The sequence below is a fragment of the Cellvibrio sp. PSBB006 genome (assembly GCF_002162135.1).
GTDB lineage: Bacteria > Pseudomonadota > Gammaproteobacteria > Pseudomonadales > Cellvibrionaceae > Cellvibrio.
Genome location: NZ_CP021382.1, coordinates 994,561 through 1,011,746 on the forward strand (window position 1 = coordinate 994,561; position 17,186 = coordinate 1,011,746).

At 49.5% G+C, this 17,186-nt stretch carries 11 protein-coding genes; 6 read left to right on the plus strand and 5 right to left on the minus strand.

All coding sequences use genetic code 11. The features are described from left to right. Positions 1-171: 171 nt before the first annotated feature. Both CBR65_RS04120 and CBR65_RS04125 read left to right on the plus strand, forming a co-directional pair. Positions 172-1,683, plus strand: coding sequence for a thymidine phosphorylase family protein (locus CBR65_RS04120; RefSeq protein ID WP_087465680.1), 1,512 nt, complete (start codon positions 172-174; stop codon positions 1,681-1,683). A gap of 45 nt (positions 1,684-1,728) precedes the next feature. After that, positions 1,729-3,084, plus strand: coding sequence for an MBL fold metallo-hydrolase (locus tag CBR65_RS04125; RefSeq protein WP_087465681.1), 1,356 nt, complete (start codon positions 1,729-1,731; stop codon positions 3,082-3,084). Here CBR65_RS04125 and CBR65_RS04130 read toward each other — a convergent pair. Then, positions 3,073-4,332 (minus strand): MgtC/SapB family protein, encoded by a 1,260-nt coding sequence (locus CBR65_RS04130; protein ID WP_087465682.1) that lies wholly within the window; start codon positions 4,330-4,332, stop codon positions 3,073-3,075. The two genes, CBR65_RS04125 and CBR65_RS04130, sit on opposite strands and share 12 nt — an antisense overlap. A 218-nt stretch (positions 4,333-4,550) precedes the next feature. Here CBR65_RS04130 and CBR65_RS04135 point away from each other — a divergent pair, with 218 nt between their 5' ends. From CBR65_RS04135 to CBR65_RS04145, 3 genes are all read left to right on the plus strand, one after another. Beyond that, positions 4,551-6,032, plus strand: a complete 1,482-nt coding sequence (locus CBR65_RS04135) for a glycosyl hydrolase (protein ID WP_087465683.1) — start codon at positions 4,551-4,553, stop codon at positions 6,030-6,032. A gap of 232 nt (positions 6,033-6,264) precedes the next feature. Continuing rightward, complete coding sequence (rnk, locus tag CBR65_RS04140; RefSeq protein ID WP_087465684.1) at positions 6,265-6,675, plus strand: nucleoside diphosphate kinase regulator; 411 nt, start codon at positions 6,265-6,267, stop codon at positions 6,673-6,675. Positions 6,676-6,789: 114 nt separating this feature from the next. Continuing rightward, entirely contained in the window at positions 6,790-9,042 is a 2,253-nt protein-coding gene (locus CBR65_RS04145) for a cation-translocating P-type ATPase (RefSeq protein WP_198300872.1), read from the plus strand. A gap of 68 nt (positions 9,043-9,110) precedes the next feature. Here the strand turns inward: CBR65_RS04145 and CBR65_RS22225 are convergent, their stop codons facing one another. Beyond that, the gene (locus tag CBR65_RS22225) at positions 9,111-10,097 is read right to left on the minus strand and encodes a CAP domain-containing protein (protein ID WP_198300873.1); all 987 of its coding nucleotides are present in this window, start codon (positions 10,095-10,097) and stop codon (positions 9,111-9,113) included. 415 nt (positions 10,098-10,512) lie between these two features. Between CBR65_RS22225 and CBR65_RS04155 the strand changes: the two genes are divergently transcribed. Continuing rightward, on the plus strand, positions 10,513-12,432 hold the full coding sequence (locus CBR65_RS04155; protein WP_198300874.1) for a carbohydrate-binding domain-containing protein: 1,920 nt from the start codon (positions 10,513-10,515) through the stop codon (positions 12,430-12,432). 52 nt (positions 12,433-12,484) lie between these two features. On the opposite strand, the gene CBR65_RS04160 is transcribed toward CBR65_RS04155, so the two are convergent. From CBR65_RS04160 to CBR65_RS04170, 3 genes are all read right to left on the minus strand, one after another. Continuing rightward, positions 12,485-13,654 (minus strand): DUF418 domain-containing protein, encoded by a 1,170-nt coding sequence (locus tag CBR65_RS04160; protein WP_087465686.1) that lies wholly within the window; start codon positions 13,652-13,654, stop codon positions 12,485-12,487. A 128-nt stretch (positions 13,655-13,782) separates the two neighbouring features. Then, positions 13,783-15,396 carry a glycoside hydrolase family 32 protein gene (locus CBR65_RS04165; RefSeq protein ID WP_087465687.1) on the minus strand — a complete coding sequence of 538 codons (1,614 nt, stop codon included), beginning with the start codon at positions 15,394-15,396 and terminating at the stop codon, positions 13,783-13,785. 68 nt (positions 15,397-15,464) lie between these two features. Then, entirely contained in the window at positions 15,465-17,186 is a 1,722-nt protein-coding gene (locus CBR65_RS04170) for a RagB/SusD family nutrient uptake outer membrane protein (protein WP_087465688.1), read from the minus strand.

The window sequence follows — 17,186 nt, forward strand, 5'->3', positions numbered from 1 at the left end:
TATGCAATTTAAATACCAAGCCTAGTTATTAGTGTAGTCAACGCCACAGGAAGCGACAGTTTGCAAACCCAACTTCTAAGACGAGTGGGATGATCAGCTTGACTTGTATCAAAGTCCGCGAACGCAACTGCTTTATCCTGTAGCAAACTACTCCCGTGAGCGAAAATCACCATGATAACAACCGGGCATCTACGAGCCTTTGAAATGGGTATCGATACCCATGAAGAACTGGTTGTGTACATGCGAAGGGATTGCGATGTTTGCAAAGCAGAGGGTTTTGCCGCGAATGCTCGCCTACAGATACAAGCTGGAGACAAAACGCTTATTGCGACATTGAATACCGTGACCTTATCTGCATTACCGGCGGGAACGATAGGATTTTCCGTCAGCGCGTGGCGCCGTCTGAAGCTCACCGCTGATCAGCCAATTAACGTCCGCCATGCCCCGGTGGTGCAATCCTTGAGTGCTTTGCGTAAAAAGATATACGGCAACCATCTCGGCGCGTCAGAAATTGCGAGCATTATTAACGACATCAACCGAGGGCATTATTCCGACATTCATATTGCAAGCTTTGTCACAAGCTGTGCCGGAGGCAACCTTGATACAGATGAAACGGTTGCATTAACCCAAGCGATGATCAGCGCGGGTAGTCGATTGTCCTGGCCGGGCTACTCACGCATCTATGACAAACACTGCGTCGGTGGCCTGCCCGGAAATCGCACAACACCGATTGTCATCGCCATCGCAAGCGCAGCCGGATTAATTATTCCTAAAACATCATCCCGCGCCATTACCTCACCATCCGGCACCGCTGACACCATGGAAATTCTCACGAATGTCGATTTGAGTTTGACTCAACTGCAAACCGTGGTTCGACAGACCGGCGCTTGCCTTGCATGGGGCGGCCGAATAAAACTCAGCCCAACCGATGATGTATTGATTCGTATTGAGCGCGCGCTGGATCTCGATGGCGAAGGCCAGTTGGTCGCATCTGTGCTGTCAAAAAAAATCGCGGCGGGCTCAACCCATATCCTCATCGACATTCCCGTTGGGCCAACAGCCAAAGTTCGTGACCATGCGCAGGCTGAACGCTTGTCCCAACTATTTTACGCCGTCGCGCGCAGCTTTGAGGTGCACCTACGTTGTGTTGTAACGGACGGCAGCCAAACTATCGGCAATGGTATTGGGCCGGGAGAAGAAGCCCGCGACGTGATTGCCGTTCTGCAAAACCAGCTCGATGCACCGTCGGATTTGATTCAACGCTCGTTGTTACTCGCCGCCAATCTGCTATCCATGGCTTCTGGCGACGAGCTGGATGTAACTATTGAACAAGCAAAAGACATTCTTTTTTCCGGGAAAGCATGGGCGCAGTTCCGACGCATTTGTGATGCGCAAGGTGGGCTCAAAGCCATTCCTGATTCGGCTTACCACACGACATTAACGGCTGCAAAAAATGGTCGCTTGATCGCTACTGATAATCGTCGCCTCGCCCAGCTCGCGAAATTAGCCGGTGCGCCTTCTTCACCGATTGCCGGTGTGCGTCTACGTGTTAAAGCGGGTCAGCCAGTGAGCAAAGGACAGTATTTGGCCACCTTATTTGCTGCCACATCGGGAGAGTTAGCCTACGCATTGGATTACTACGAGCATAACCGCGATTTGTTTCAAATTGAAAACGCGGTGTAAACAGAAACGTTCAACCACAACCCTTTTTCGCGGGAGTCAATTCACATGAAAATTATTTTTCTTGGTGCCACAGAAACGGTTACCGGTTCGAAGTTTTTGGTAGAAACCGCTAATACACGTATTCTGATCGACTGCGGGTTGTTCCAGGGGTACAAATGGCTGCGAGAGCGAAATTGGCAACCGCTGCCGGTGGACATCAATGAAATAGATGCGGTTGTCCTGACACACGCACATCTGGATCACTCGGGTTATGTGCCCCGGCTGTACAACGCAGGTTATCGCGGCCCCGTTTTTTGTCATGAAGCTACGCGCGCGTTATGCGGCATTTTACTCCCTGATAGTGGTCGTATCCAGGAAGAAGATGCGCGCTTTTTTGAGCGACACAAACTCTCCAAACATGCTCATCCCGAGCCATTATATGATGGCGAAACCGCAGAAAAATCTCTCGCTTTATTTGAAACAGTTTCGTTCAATAAAGTTTTCAGCATCGGTAATATCAAGCTGCACTTGCAGTCCGCCGGCCATATTCTTGGCGCTGGCAGTATCATTCTCGAAGCCGAAGGCCAGCGTATCGGTTTTTCCGGCGATGTAGGTCGACCGGACGATATTTTGATGTATCCACCAACTCCCCTGCCCGACCTGGATCTCCTGTTACTTGAATCTACGTATGGCAATCGTCGACACGTTCCCGTAGATGTCTGGCAACAGCTGGCTGACATTGTTAACGAAACCGTAGCGGTCGGCGGCGTGTTATTAATCCCCAGCTTCGCCGTAGGACGCGCCCAAGCTTTACAACACTTACTGGCCACACTGATAGAAGAACATCGCATACCTGAACTGCCTATCTTCCTCGATAGCCCGATGGCGATTGATGTATCGGATATTTACCATCGTTATGCAGATCAACATCGATTAACGGATCGAGATTGCAAACGTATTTCGCGCAAGGTGACCTACATCCATTCGGTCGATGAATCCAAAGCTCTCGCGGAATTAAAATATCCGCACATCATCATTGCTGGCAGTGGCATGGCCACGGGTGGACGAATTCTTCATCATATGAAGCGGTTACTTGCCAATTATCGAACAACGTTATTATTTACCGGCTATCAATCGGGCGGAACACGCGGCGCGCACATGTTGGCAGGAGCAGAAGCCATAAAAATTCACGGTGAATATGTACCATGCAAAGCTCGAATAGCCATGTTAGACGGTCTTTCCGGTCATGGCGATTTCGTCGATTTGACCGAATGGTTACAGCACTCTGCACTGCAACCCGGCACACGTATTCAATTGGTTCACGGCGAGCCCGATGCTGCGGATTCCATGCGGCTTTATTTGCAGGATCACACAACGTTTAATCCTGCTGTGGCGGAATATCGTAGTGTGCTACACCTGTGACAATGAGTACATCAGCCCGAGTAACACGCCCACCACCAACAAAGCAAAACCGATCAAAACCGGAGCACGAAGTTGGCGATCGCCAAAAAGCAGGACAATACCCAACTTGACGATCAGGTTAGCCAGGAAGGCGATAACAACGGCGATGATCGCAACCTGAATGTTGATCGTGCCCAATGCATATAATTTTAAATTGGCGATGGTGATGGCATCGACATCGCTCAGGCCCGAGAAAAATGCCACCACATAAGCACCGGTAGTGTGAAAAACATCATTCATCCAGACCGACAAAAACAAGACAGCAGAAAAACCCAGTGCAAAACCCAATGCGATTTTCAGTTCGGTAGGATTGGATACTTGCAGTTCCGGAAATTGCATACTCATTTGATGCCGTTGCATCAACACACCAAGGCATACCAGTCCCGCGACTAACCCTCCCAGAATCCAGGGCAACATAAACATTAACGCGGACATCTCCACCACTGCTACCACCACCGCAATGCGAACAAACAGCATCAGGTGTGACAACAAAATAATCGTCGCCGCACTGGTTGCGAAATGACTCATCTTCTTACTGTGGCGGGCGTATACCAGGGTTGTGGCCGTTGTGGAGATCAAGCCCCCCAGTAAACCCACCATGACTAGCCCCGGTTTACCGCCAAACATGCGTAATGCAACGTAACCCGCCAGACTGATACCGCTGATTAACACCACCAGCCAGCCCACCTGATAAGGGTTAAAGACGTCGTAAGGTCCAAAAGTCTGATTGGGCAAAATGGGTAATAAAATAAACGCGATGGCAGCAAACTGAAAAAATGAAATGATGTCCTGACGGGTGAGTTTACGCGGCAACCCACGCAGTTCTTCGCGGAAATACAACACAGCCGTTACGGAAATTGCCAACGCGGCAGGCAACAGGGAATGGGCAAACCACAGCATATAGCCGAGCACAAAGGTGATCAGCGCCGCCATCACTGTCGTGGTGTCCGGTTCCGTTACAGCAGATTTATATTGGGCAAGCAACAAACTGCCAACCATGGGTAGTAACAGCATCCAGGGCACGTAGGGTAAATCCAGCCGGGTACTGATGAAACCGCCCAGCGCCCCCAACAACGCAATCAAGGTGAAGGTCCTCACCCCGGCAATTTTGCCTTCATGGCGCTCGCGCTCCAATCCGATTAAGAACCCGATACCCAGGCTCTGGACGAACAACATGGAGTGGGTCAACCCGATTTCATAATCATTCATGGTGGTGGGCTTCGTCCGGGGTTGGTCATTCAATAATAGATGTCCGTCGCGCGTTTACTCACCGTTCCGGATAGGTGGCAACATGAAAACGGTTACAAAATCTGTGTAAAGATCTTTCTAATGGCGCGTGAATTCTAGTAAACTCAAAAGGTAACCGATTACATATCTGTCGGTGCAACGATTCCTATACCAGATAATAAACATAACCTGGAGCGCTTATGATTCCCTTGACGCACCTCAAGACCAGCTTATTTGGCCTTGGTTTTACCTTGATTCTCTCGGCCTGCGCTGGCAGCGGAGGCTCCGATTCCGGCGGCAACCCATCCAGTACAGCAACCAGTTCATCCACACCGGCCAGCTCATCGAGCCAACCCGCTTCCAGTCTTGCGACTTCAAGCAGTGTAAGTTCCACCAGCACCCCTTCCCCGTCCTCCAGCAGCAGTTCATCACTGCCTACCCATGCTTCAAACGGCACGATTTACTGTACATCCGCCGGAGAAGACCCGGATGGCGATGGTTGGGGGTGGGAGAAAGAAGCAAGCTGCGTAGTCCGCAATTCGGTGGCTGACCCGGACAAAGGCGACTTCGAAGGCTGCATCATTGGTACGCTTAGCTGGCAATATTGCACCGTGGACAACACCAGCTGGGGCTATGAAGCTGGCGCCGTCTGTGTTTCCCAGAGCTTCTGCCCGGCCAATCGCAGCGCGACGCAAACAGCCATGGCCGAAGACCTGAGCAATCCTGCTTCATCGGAAAAAGCTGAAGCGGTTTACGACTACTTCCGTTCCGTGTGGGGTACCAAAACCCTTTCTGGCCAGCAGGATTTAACCTGGCAAGACAGCATCGATATGTATCAACGGGTGCTGGACGATACCGGTAAAGCACCGGCCATCATGGGCTATGACTTTATGAATTACGCCTTCACCAGCGGCGATGGTTTGCAACAAACCGAAGAGGCGATTGAACACTGGGATCGCGGTGGCCTGGTTTCATTTGCCTGGCACTGGCGCGACCCGAGCGACACGACCAGCGCGTTTTATTCAGCGGAAACGGATTTTCAGATTCCAATCGCTGACGGGCAATTGAATACGCAAGATCCCAACTTCACCAGGATGCAAGCGGATATCGACAGCATCGCCGCTGAATTACAAACCCTGCAAGATGCCGGTGTTGTGGTGTTATGGCGCCCGCTGCACGAAGCCTCCGGCGGCTGGTTCTGGTGGGGTCGCTCACGCTCGGATGGTATCTCTCCCGCTTACGCGCAGGTTGTGTTGTGGCGATATATTTATGAGCGGATGGTGAATCACCACGGCTTAACCAATTTGCTGTGGGTGTGGAATGGCCAAAGCGCGGGTTGGTATCCAGGCGATGCTTATGTCGATATCGTCAGCCAGGACATTTATGACGGTGAGCAAAATTACGAGTCACAAATCGATACCTACAATGCGGTCAAAGCCTTTCCGTTGCAAAGCAAACTGGTAGCGCTCAGTGAAAACAGCAATATCCCCGGCCCGGATAATATTGCTGAAGACGGCGCCTGGTGGTTGTGGTTTATGGTATGGAATGACAGCAATACGGATGCCGGCGTAACCAGCTCCAATAATTTCTGGACCGGCGAGTACTACAACACCAACGCACACAAGCTCAAGGTGTATAACCATGACAACGTGATTACGCTGGATGAGTTGCCGGACTTCTGAAAAGCCACGGTGCGGAAGGATCTGCAACTTGCCAAGTTTTTGGGTCCGGTGTATGGTTGGCCCATGAATAATTTTCCTCACACCACTATTCACACCTTCCTCTCTATCGGCGATTAAGCACCGTTACGCTTAATCGCCGTAACACTTCTTTTTATTCTGCGCTTTTTAATTTAACTCACCCTCTGTTGACGAGGGTGTTTTTGCATGTCGTCATAGCTATTGAGGTGTACTCATGTCTGTCAGCCATAACAGTTCTATTATTATTTCCGAATTCGATTACCAACATTTGTTGTCTCTTTGTGAAAAAGCCAATACCCCCGCTGCCGAAGCACTGGAGGATGAGATGGGGCGTGCCGATATTGTCGAGGCGCTACCCGAAAATATTGTTGCCATGAATTCTTCTGTGACATTTATTGATCTCGACTCTGGTGAAGAAACCCGTATCAGTTTGGTTTATCCATCGGATGCCAAAGTGGAAGATATGAAAATCTCTATCCTGACGCCAATCGGTACCGCGCTTATTGGTTTGCGTGTGGGCGGAAAGATTGATTGGCCAATTCCGGGGGGAAAAGTTCGCCGCCTGCAAGTAACGGCAGTTTCGCCCGCACCTGCACCCGAGCCGTCACCGGAAAAAACGCAGTAGCCGTATCAGCGGAATGGTTTCGCACAACATTGCCAGAAATAGGGCTTGACCTTCCAGTCACTGGAAGCGGAATACTGGTTTCATCGAAAGGTCGAGTTTCTTCTGGAGGTCACGATGAACAGCCCTATTACCTCTTCACCAACCCAATCGCTTGATCTATCCATTCAGGGAATGAGCTGCGCATCCTGTGCCGGACGTGTTGAAAAAGCATTGCAAAACGCGGAAGGCGTCGTCAACGCAACGGTAAATTTGGCAACCGAAAAAGCCCATATTGATTTTATTCAGGGGGCTACGGCAGCAAGCGAATTAATTCATGCCGTTGAGGCGGCGGGTTATCACGCATCTCTGCCCGCTCCCGTTCCGGTTGCACAACACGAAAACAATAAACAACAGCAAACTGACCGCGAAGCGCGTGCGGTTGTTATTGCGGTGATCTTATCCTTGCCTCTCGTGGTGCCCATGGTGTTGTCCATTTTTGGTGTTCATTGGATGTTGCCGGGCTGGATTCAATTTTTCCTCGCAACGCCGGTGCAATTCTGGTTGGGTGCGCGTTTTTATCGCGCAGGCTGGAGCGCACTAAAAGCAAAAACCGGCAACATGGATTTATTGGTCGCGCTCGGTACCAGTGCCGGTTATGGACTGAGTGTGTACGAATTAATTCGCCATACGGGCCACGCTGCCCATTATTATTTTGAAGCCTCAGCGGTGGTTATTACCCTGGTATTGTTGGGCAAATGGCTGGAGGGTCGCGCCAAGCGCCAAACCACCGCCGCCATTCAAGCCTTGCAAGCATTACGCCCTGCTACAGCGCGCATTCGTTGTCATCAACAGGAAAAAGAAATTCCCATCGAACAAGTTCGAGTCAACGACCTGATTATCGTCAAACCCGGCGAACGTATTCCGGTTGATGGCGTGGTTGTCGAAGGTAGCAGCCATGCCGATGAATCCCTGGTAACAGGTGAAAGCCTGCCGGTAACAAAACAGGTACACGATAAAGTGACCGGTGGCTCTATTAATGCCGAGGGATTGCTGGTTATCAAGACGCTGGCGGTCGGCACCGAAACGACGCTCGCGCGCATCATTCGTTTGGTAGAGGATGCACAAATCGCCAAAGCACCGATTCAACGTTTGGTTGATAAAGTCAGCGCCGTATTTGTGCCTGTAGTTCTAATAATTGCCTTGAGTACGTTTATCGGTTGGTGGTGGTTCGGTGGCGATGTGCAGCAGGCCATCATCAACGCCGTCGCTGTGCTGGTAATTGCCTGCCCCTGTGCATTAGGGCTTGCAACACCTACCGCCATCATGGCGGGAACCGGTGTCGCAGCGCAGCAGGGAATTCTGATTAAAGATGCCGAAGCTCTGGAAGTCGCTCACCGCATTACAACCGTGTTATTCGATAAAACCGGCACGCTCACACAGGGTAAACCGGTGTTGGTCGAACATCTTGCGGTGAATCAGGATCAACAATCTATCTTGCGTATTGCCGCAGCCGTGCAAGCAGGCAGCGAGCATCCCCTGGCGCGGGCCGTCATTGCCCTGGCCCAGCAACAACACCTGATTGCGCCCGCAAGCGAACAATCCAAAGCCCTGCCCGGCCGCGGCACCGCTGCCATTGTAGAGGGTGTTCAGTATTATCTTGGCAACACCCGTTTGATGGAGGAATTATCAATTGATTTGTCTCCTTTGGCGGCGCAGGCAAGATTATTGGAAAGCCGGGGAAATACCATTTCCTGGTTGGCGCGTAACGGAAACGATGGCAAGCAAGAAGATAAACAATTGCTCGGTTTGTTAGCTTTTGGCGATCAGATTAAGCCCAGCGCAGCAGTAGCCATCAAACAATTACATCAGCGCGGCATCAATACCGTGATGATCACTGGTGACAACCAAGGCAGCGCCGATGCCGTCGCAAAGGCACTGGGAATTCAACAGGTTTTTGCCAATGTCTTGCCCGCCGACAAAGCCCATGCGGTAGCTGAACTCAAACAACGATATGCATCGGTTGCCATGGTAGGTGATGGCATTAATGATGCACCGGCATTAGCCGCTGCAGATGTCGGTATCGCCATGGCAACCGGAACGGATGTCGCTATGCACACTGCGGGCATTACATTAATGCGCGGTGATCCGGCGCTGGTTGTCGATGCCATTGATATTTCACAACGCACTTATAACAAGATTCGCCAAAATTTATTCTGGGCGTTTATCTATAACCTGATTGGAATTCCACTCGCCGCTATGGGTTTTTTAAGCCCGATCATAGCCGGAGCAGCCATGGCGTTCAGCAGTGTCAGCGTGGTCATGAACGCATTGTTGTTGAAACGCTGGCGACCTCACACGAGAGATCAATCCGGGCATACCGATTCATAAAAAAACGCGCGCGGATAACACATCCGCGCGCGTTTTTTATGAGGACAATTTATTTGATATCTACAAGACTAACGACTTGTTCCGAAGCCCGCAGTCCAATAAATCCGATAGGTCGAATTGGCAGAGTCCACTCTGGCCGCGCCCATATCCTGGAAGTTTGGATTCATGATGTTGGAGCAATGCCCTGCACTGTTTAACCAACCGTTCACGGCCGTCTCAACCGTGCGGTAACCCGCACCGATATTTTCACCGGCGGTACGAAATTGGTAGCCCTCACGGCGCATACGATCAAATGGAGACGAACCATCAGAACCTGTGTGGCTAAAGAAATTATTGGTTGCCATGTCTGTGGAATGAACGTGGCTAGCCTGCCCCAGGCGACAATCCCACCGCAATGCCGGTGCCGGGTTGTACCAGGTATTACCGCAACTGCGCCCCACCGCACGCGCTGCGTTGTGTGCATTGATCAACGCCAACTCGGTTTCATTCAATGAACAATTGCCAACAATATCTGGCCCGGTGGTTTCATCCGGTGTAATCAGGCGCAGGTTGCGGTAATGGCTGTTGTTGGTTTTGCCAGCCGTGTCTTTATCGCTGACGAATACCATTCGCAAATTATTGCCGGTGTAATACTGGCCAACCGGAATCTGAAAAGTTTGATATTGCCCCGGCAATGTATAGGTGCCCTGACTGGTCATACCGTATGGCTGAGAGCCATACAATTGAAAAAGATTATCCGGGCTGTAAGCCAGGGTTTCTTGCAACCCAATCGCGTGAATTTCTCCCTCTTCCGTGCTCATGAAATCAAACGCCAATACCGTGTCTGGTGTGATGTTGTAGGTGGTGCTGGTGGCTCGCCAACGATTACCCGTGACGATCAGGTTTGCTCCATCCGCAACCACCGTTCCGTTACGCGAATCCTGCCCTGGTATACCCACCGTGTTGCTGACATCAATCGCAATGGTTGCAGCACCTGCCGAAGCGGACAAACTTAGCGTAAGAGCCAAACTCAGTCCGCCAACACAACCGATCCACTGACGCAATACATTATTCATAAACAGCCCCTGTACATATTGATAGACGGCTGAGTGTATAGAGCAATCTGAAAAAGCCGGTGTGATGCTGTTCTGGTTTGTTAACTTTCGACACCCAAATCAGCGAGTTAAATAGCCGATAGGGATTTTCAAGTCAGGTTTAACCGGCTCGTTTGTTTTTATTTCTTAATGTTTTTTAGCCTGCAAAACATTTTGTCGCTTTTTTCAGTGTTTCACGTCGTACTTTACCGCACAGGGAAAAACCTGGCTCTTTTCGTTTGCCAATGATGGCCTTTTGTTCCATTATTCCGGCCACCTGTATACTTGTATTCAAGCAGGCGTTCATAAGCGGATGATACGCGCGGCGCTGTTAAACTTGCCCTCAGTCGACGCTGATCATCTATCCAGCGATAAAAATAAAATGGAGATTACCCCTATGAGCATCCAGCAGGTTGTCGTTCTATTCAAAAACCCTCTATCGTTATTTATCAGTTTTCTTCTCACCCTGACAGTGAGCACAGGAGCCTGTGCGCAAGGCAACAGTATTGAAGTACGCATGCAAGGAACGGCCGGGTCAGAGTCTGTGTCATTACAAGTTGGCGGCACCACCGTTAATACCTGGACACTCAGTACGTCCATGGCGAGTTATACCGCTACGATCAATTTATCCGGTGAAATTCGGGTAGTCTTTACCAACGATGCCAGCGGCCGCGACGTGCGCGTGGATTACATCAGCGTTAACGGCTCGACCCGCCAGGCGGAAGATCAACAAACCAATACCGGTTCTTACAACGGTGGCTGCGGTCTGGGTAGCTACAGCGAGTGGATGTATTGCGGCGGATACATTTCGTTCGGCACTGTTGGTGCGCCAGCAAGTTCATCGGCTACATCGGTTTCATCCACAGCATCGAGTGCCTGCGTCAGTACCGGTCAGCAATGCAATTGGTATGGGACGAATTATCCTTTGTGCGTTACGACACAAAGTGGTTGGGGCTGGGAAAACCAGCAAAGCTGCATCTCACGCACAACCTGCAACAGCCAACCGTCGCCCTATGGCATCGTCGGCAATAGTACCTGTCCGTCGAGTGCATCCAGCAGTTCTGTGGCGTCAAGCCAACCGGGCAGTTCATCCGTTGCGCCCAGCTCTTCGGTCGCATCCAGTTCATCCAGCAGTTCGCAATCCGATCCGTTGGAACCTGCGGGCGTCGAGAATTCCGGTGCAGGGTGTTTTGTACCTGGCTTACCGAGTTACGCTAACCTGACAGCAAACGCTGCACTTCCCGATCCATTCCGCTCGTTGGATGGCTCGCGCATTGGCAGCCGCTACGATTGGACCTGTCGCCGCGCAGAAGTCAGCAAGCAAGCGCAATTTTATGAGCTGGGTGAAAAACCTGATCCGTCCACGGCTAACGTTACGGCCTCCGCCAGCGGTTCCAGCATCACCGTGAATGTTCAGGCGAACGGCCAATCCATTTCGTTTAACGCCAGCATCCAGTTACCTACAACCGGCAGCGCGCCCTACCCTGCGGTAATCGGTATCGGCGGTTCCAACCTGAATAATTCTGCGTTGCTCAGCCGCGGTGTGGCGGTGATTAATTTCCCCAACAATGACATTGCCGAACAAACCAATGGCAGTTCGCGCGGGCGCGGCAAGTTCTACACGCTCTACGGCAGCAACCATGGTGCGGGTGCGATGACGGCATGGGCCTGGGGCGTGAGCCGTTTGATTGATGCACTGGAAAAAACACCGGGCGCAAATATCGATGCGGAGCGTTTAGGTGTGACCGGCTGTTCACGCAATGGCAAAGGCGCATTGATTGTGGGTGCGTTGGATGAGCGTATTTTGTTGACCATTCCGCAAGAAAGCGGCTCCGGCGGCTCAGCCGCCTGGCGTGTATCCGATGCGCAACGTTCAGCGGGACAAAATGTGCAAACCCTCAGCCAGATCGTGACCGAGAATGTATGGTTCAGAAGCTCCTTCTCACAATTCTCTTCCACGGCAACCCGTCTACCGTTTGATCATCACCAGGTGATGGGACTCGTTGCGCCACGCGCGTTGCTGGTGATTGAAAATACCGATATGGAATGGCTGGGCAACGTCAGTACCTACACGGCTTCTGTCGTAGCGAGGGAAATCTGGACCGGTTTGGGTATTGCGGATCGCATGGGTGTATCGCAAGTTGGCGGACATCAACACTGTTCATTCCCATCTTCGCAACAGCCGGAAGTGAACGCCTTTGTGGATAAATTCCTGATAGGCACAGGCAACGGCAATACCAATGTGGTGCGTACCGATGGCAACTTCAGTGTGGATCGCGCGCGCTGGATTAATTGGACTACGCCGAATTTACAGTAACACGATGAAGTGAAAAAGCCGGTGCTTACCGCCGGCTTTTTTATAGGGATGATCAATTCGTACGGACAGAATTAAATCCAATAAACGTCAGCTTCCGCCATACCCATTCAAGTGGCCCGTAACGGAAATTCCTCAACCAAAACCATGCCAACACCATTTGAATTAACCAGCAGGCAACGCCGAGTAATAAACTGGGGACTTGTCCCATAAAGCTATAAGCCGCCAAGCCGAAACCGTAATAAACCGGTACAAACACCAGGCTTTGCGCAATATAAAACGTTAAGGTTAAGCGACCGGCTGGTGCAAAACACATCAGTAGTCGGCGAGAAAAAGTGGCATTAAACAACAGGGTAAACAGGAAAACACCGGCGGCTATAAGCGCAAGGTTTTCGTAGTAGGTAAATACCTGACCTGCAGCCCAGCGCGGCATACCATCTGGGGCAAGATTGATCACGCCGCCCTTGAGCGCCCATAAAACAAGATAGCTGGCCACGGCCGCCATTAGATAAATCATCAGCCGTGTTGCCTTGAAATCAGTCTTCTCGAAAAATCCGCTTCTGCCCAACACGGCCCCGACAAACATCAAACCGATAATATTCCACAAGCGACCAGTTTCGAGAAAGAAAGCCCATTTACCCCATTGCCCTTCCATCAGGTTATGACGCAACAGGCCGGGCAGATCTGCATGAGCAAAGACCTCAAAATTAGCCATCATCAAACCGGGAAATCTCGGTCCCGGATAAGACCACTCGGGCACGATGCTATACAAGATAATTAAAATGATCTGCGGGATCTGAATCAGAAAAAATGCGGAAAACCCTATCAACCAGCGGGTGGAAAGATGGTGGCTCAGCACCAGTAAAAATCCGCACAGCGCCAGCAACTGCAAAATATCCCCGGCATATAACAAACTGTGTAAATACCCGAACACCAACAACACGGTGAGACGCCAACAAAAACGTAACCGGAAATCCTGCCCGCGACGCTGGTAATTATCCAGAATAATAAAAAACGATAAACCGAACAGCAGTGCAAACAGACCGTAGGCTTTGCCGCCGAACAGGAAAAAGATCAGGTTATGCACCCAACCCGGCTCCGGCTTGTACCAGTAGAGTTCAAAGTATTCCACCATGTGCACAATATAGAGCCCCATCAAGGCAAAACCGCGCAGGGAGTCGGCAAGCACAATACGGGGGCGCATGGGAGTAAGGGTTTGCGTCATTTGTTTTGTCCGCAGTAGACTAAATCACATTACCATAGCCTATCGCTCACTCGGATGGAAAGCAAAAAAGCCTCGAACACACGGTCTGTGTCGAGGCGTAGAAAGTTTTACAGTAACACCCAACCAAATTACTTTATCCAGAGTGGTTCAATACCGTATCCAACAGCCGATTTGAGCAATACCGTATCATCCGTTTCCAGTAGAACTCGCTGATAGGGTGACTCCGGAAATAACAAACTGGTGAATACGGTTTGTCCATTGTTTACAAAGATCTCTATGGACGATTCGTCAACAAAAAAATCCATGGTGAACATCCCAACATCGTCCACTAACGGTGCCAGCTGTATTTGGCTAAACATCGAATCAAAATCGACGATACCGGAAGCTGAACGATCTAGCTGAAATTGCTTTTTATTTCGATCAATAGTGAAAATCAATCTATCCTTATCATTCTCGACGATTACACGCAGCACCTTAGCCTTCTGTAGATCCACACTTAATGTCGTGCGTTGAGTAACAGTGTCCAGCCCCAAAGCTTTGGTTACATCCAAATGCTTTTTAACTACCAGATTTTCGTTGGATTCGAGTAATTCATGCTGATTCTCGATTTCCGCTACTGGTACAGAATAAACACGATATCCCTGTTTGGCCTTCACCAATTGCAATTCCCGGGGAATAGTCATTGCACCGCGCCAGCGGTTTGTCGGCAACTTGTTCGCATACTGCCAGTTATTCATCCAGCCAATAAAAAGCTTTCGCTCATCAGTCGCGGGAACATCTGCCCAAGTTACACCTGCATAGTTATCGGTACCGTAGTCCAACCAAATGCCATCCTTGATCAATTCTGGCGAAGTATCTACATCACTGGCAAGCAACTCTGAAAACCCGGTTTCAAGGACAAATTCCTTGCCATCGAAATCGCCTACAAAATATTGGGTTCCCGACCCCCCATTCGGGCCGCCGGGATTAATACTTACCAGTAATACATACTTTTCCTCATCAGTACCTTTGACTTTCATTTTTATCAAGTCAGGGCATTCCCATACACCACCATGACCACCAATACCTTGCCCAAAATCACTTTCATGTGTCCAATTTTTAAGATTTTTGGACGAATAAAAGCTAATCCGATCCTTTACTGCCAGCGTCATAATCCATTTTTTACCCGGCTCGTACCAACTAACTTTGGGATCGCGAAAGTCAGGAATGTCGGGGCTGGTTAACACTGGATTACCCTCATACTTCGTCCAGCTACGCCCCTTATCTAAACTATAGGCAAGCCCCTGGGTTTGGTAGGTTTTCTGCTTCAGATTCTCAGCCAGATGATCGTGATAAGTAAAGATTGCTACCATAGGTGGATTCTTTGTTGTGCCGAACCCACTGGTATTTTTCCAATCAATCACAGCACTGCCTGAAAAAATTGCGCCATGATTATCGGGAAACAATGCAATCGGCAATTCCTCCCAATTAAGCATGTTTTTACTTACAGCATGCCCCCAATGCATAGGCCCCCAAATATTATTATAGGGATTGTATTGATAAAAAAGGTGATATTCACCCTCGTAGTACACCATACCGTTAGGGTCATTCATCCACTGTTGGTGGGGTGAATAGTGAAACTGGGGGCGGTGCTTCTCGTGGTATATCTCTTCAGCTACAACCGTCATCGCGGATGTAATTAACGTTAGCGAAATCGACAGCAGAAGAAACTTTTGGCCCACAGATAATTTATTTCTTTTCATGGGTAAACCTCATTATCTAAATTAAACCTTGCGCTTGGTTGCTGAACAACCAGCTCAATGGACAAATATCAATATCCAGACAACTGTTGGTATAACCCCCCGCTCAAATTAATTTGTAATTGCGGAATAGGCAAATATTCATCCCGTCCTTTAGTAAATTCTGCTTCAATTAAATACTCTTTACGAGTACGTTCAACAGCGAGATATTCATCAATGGTTTCTTTGGCTATCCCCCAGCGAACCAAATCAAAAAAGCGATGCCCCTCGAGACCCAGTTCTAAACGACGTTCCATCCGCAGTGCTATTCTCGCCTCTTCCTGTGTCGCAAATCCAGAATAAACACCGATATTGTAGTTACTGGCATTGTTAAGCATACCGGTACTGTTTGCCGCACGGGTTCTGATTCGATTAATGATCGGTAGCGCCTCATCTTCACGGCCTAATTCAATCAAGGCTTCCGCTTTCCATAAAAGTACATCGGAAAAACGTACTAATACAGTGTTCATCGAAAAAACTGGAAATGGACCATTCTGGAAACGACAGTCACAGTCAGGATGTTCCAGCTCTTTCATCGAAATAAAGTTTCCATAAATAGCGGGTGCACGCGCCCAGGCATTGGCGTTGTCAATCGTCAGAGCAGGATCGTACTTAAAGGGCTTCCCCTGCATGGCGACTGTGTGGTCGAGACGTGGATCAACTGTGTCATCGGCAACCACGTAATTGACATCGTTATAGCTATCAAATAAAGGCAGGCCTTGTTCACCGGTTTTAAATGCATTGACGAAATTTTCAGTTGGCACATGGAATCCACAACAACCAAAGCCACCCTGCAAGGGTGCGTTCAGGGCCGACGCCCAGGAACCACGCCCGTCAGGTGATCCATCATTCATGGAACGCTGTATCGCAAATACTGATTCTTCACTATTCTCAAACTCATGCATAAAATTGTAGCCAAAGTTATCGAGTAAATCGTACCTATTCTCCTGCTCAATCTCGTCGACCAAGGTTACAACCTCCTCAAGCTTGGCCTGATTGATATTTACGACATTATTAAAGTCGTCCTGCTCGTAGGCTTGATATAACAAAGTTTTTGCCAGATACGCTTTGGCACTCAATTGATTGGCACGGCCTATTTCAGGCTGCTCAACAGGAAGGTTAACCGCTGCAAAACGAAAGTCTTCAGCAATTTTGTCCCACAACTGCTGATCAGTTAAATCCATATTAGAGGTAGCCTTAATCTCATCTGCTGTCATAGTTTCATCAATATACGGAACTCTCTTATGATGGATTTTTAAGTCAAAATAGAAAATCGCACGAATAAACCTCAACTCCGCCTCACGAATGCTCTTATTGGGATAATCCATCTCAGTCACATTGGCAATAGCCTTTAGCGCAGTATTCGCACGCGCTATACCGGTATAGTTGCGTACCCATTTTTTATTGTTTAAATCCACGAAATCTGGAGGATAAGATTCCATATCCGGAATAATCGCGGTATAAACAGACAGCGCGTGATAAGCAAAAATATCACCTGGGCCATTGCCGCCTTTGTGCGCATCCCCTGCACGCAAATCGCCAGTGGGCCATAAAAAGTTAGGTGCGGTATAATGATCATTACCCAAATAGGAGTATGAAGCCGTCACCAAACCATCGAGATTTTCCTTGCTGGTAATTTGCTCCTCACTCAAGGTGCCTTTTTGATTCTTGCTAAGATCATCACTCCCGCAACTAATCAACGCCGGTAACGATATCAGTGTTGTCATAAATAGAGCTAGCATATTTATTTTCAT

Coding starts and splice junctions, on each gene's coding strand:
- CBR65_RS04120 (WP_087465680.1), top strand. CDS start 172: ATGATAACAACCGGGCATCTACGAGCCTTTGAAATGGGTATCGATACC.
- CBR65_RS04125 (WP_087465681.1), top strand. CDS start 1,729: ATGAAAATTATTTTTCTTGGTGCCACAGAAACGGTTACCGGTTCGAAG.
- CBR65_RS04130 (WP_087465682.1), bottom strand. CDS start 4,332: ATGAATGATTATGAAATCGGGTTGACCCACTCCATGTTGTTCGTCCAG.
- CBR65_RS04135 (WP_087465683.1), top strand. CDS start 4,551: ATGATTCCCTTGACGCACCTCAAGACCAGCTTATTTGGCCTTGGTTTT.
- rnk (WP_087465684.1), top strand. CDS start 6,265: ATGTCTGTCAGCCATAACAGTTCTATTATTATTTCCGAATTCGATTAC.
- CBR65_RS04145 (WP_198300872.1), top strand. CDS start 6,790: ATGAACAGCCCTATTACCTCTTCACCAACCCAATCGCTTGATCTATCC.
- CBR65_RS22225 (WP_198300873.1), bottom strand. CDS start 10,097: ATGAATAATGTATTGCGTCAGTGGATCGGTTGTGTTGGCGGACTGAGT.
- CBR65_RS04155 (WP_198300874.1), top strand. CDS start 10,513: ATGAGCATCCAGCAGGTTGTCGTTCTATTCAAAAACCCTCTATCGTTA.
- CBR65_RS04160 (WP_087465686.1), bottom strand. CDS start 13,654: ATGACGCAAACCCTTACTCCCATGCGCCCCCGTATTGTGCTTGCCGAC.
- CBR65_RS04165 (WP_087465687.1), bottom strand. CDS start 15,396: ATGAAAAGAAATAAATTATCTGTGGGCCAAAAGTTTCTTCTGCTGTCG.
- CBR65_RS04170 (WP_087465688.1), bottom strand. CDS start 17,186: ATGAAAATAAATATGCTAGCTCTATTTATGACAACACTGATATCGTTA.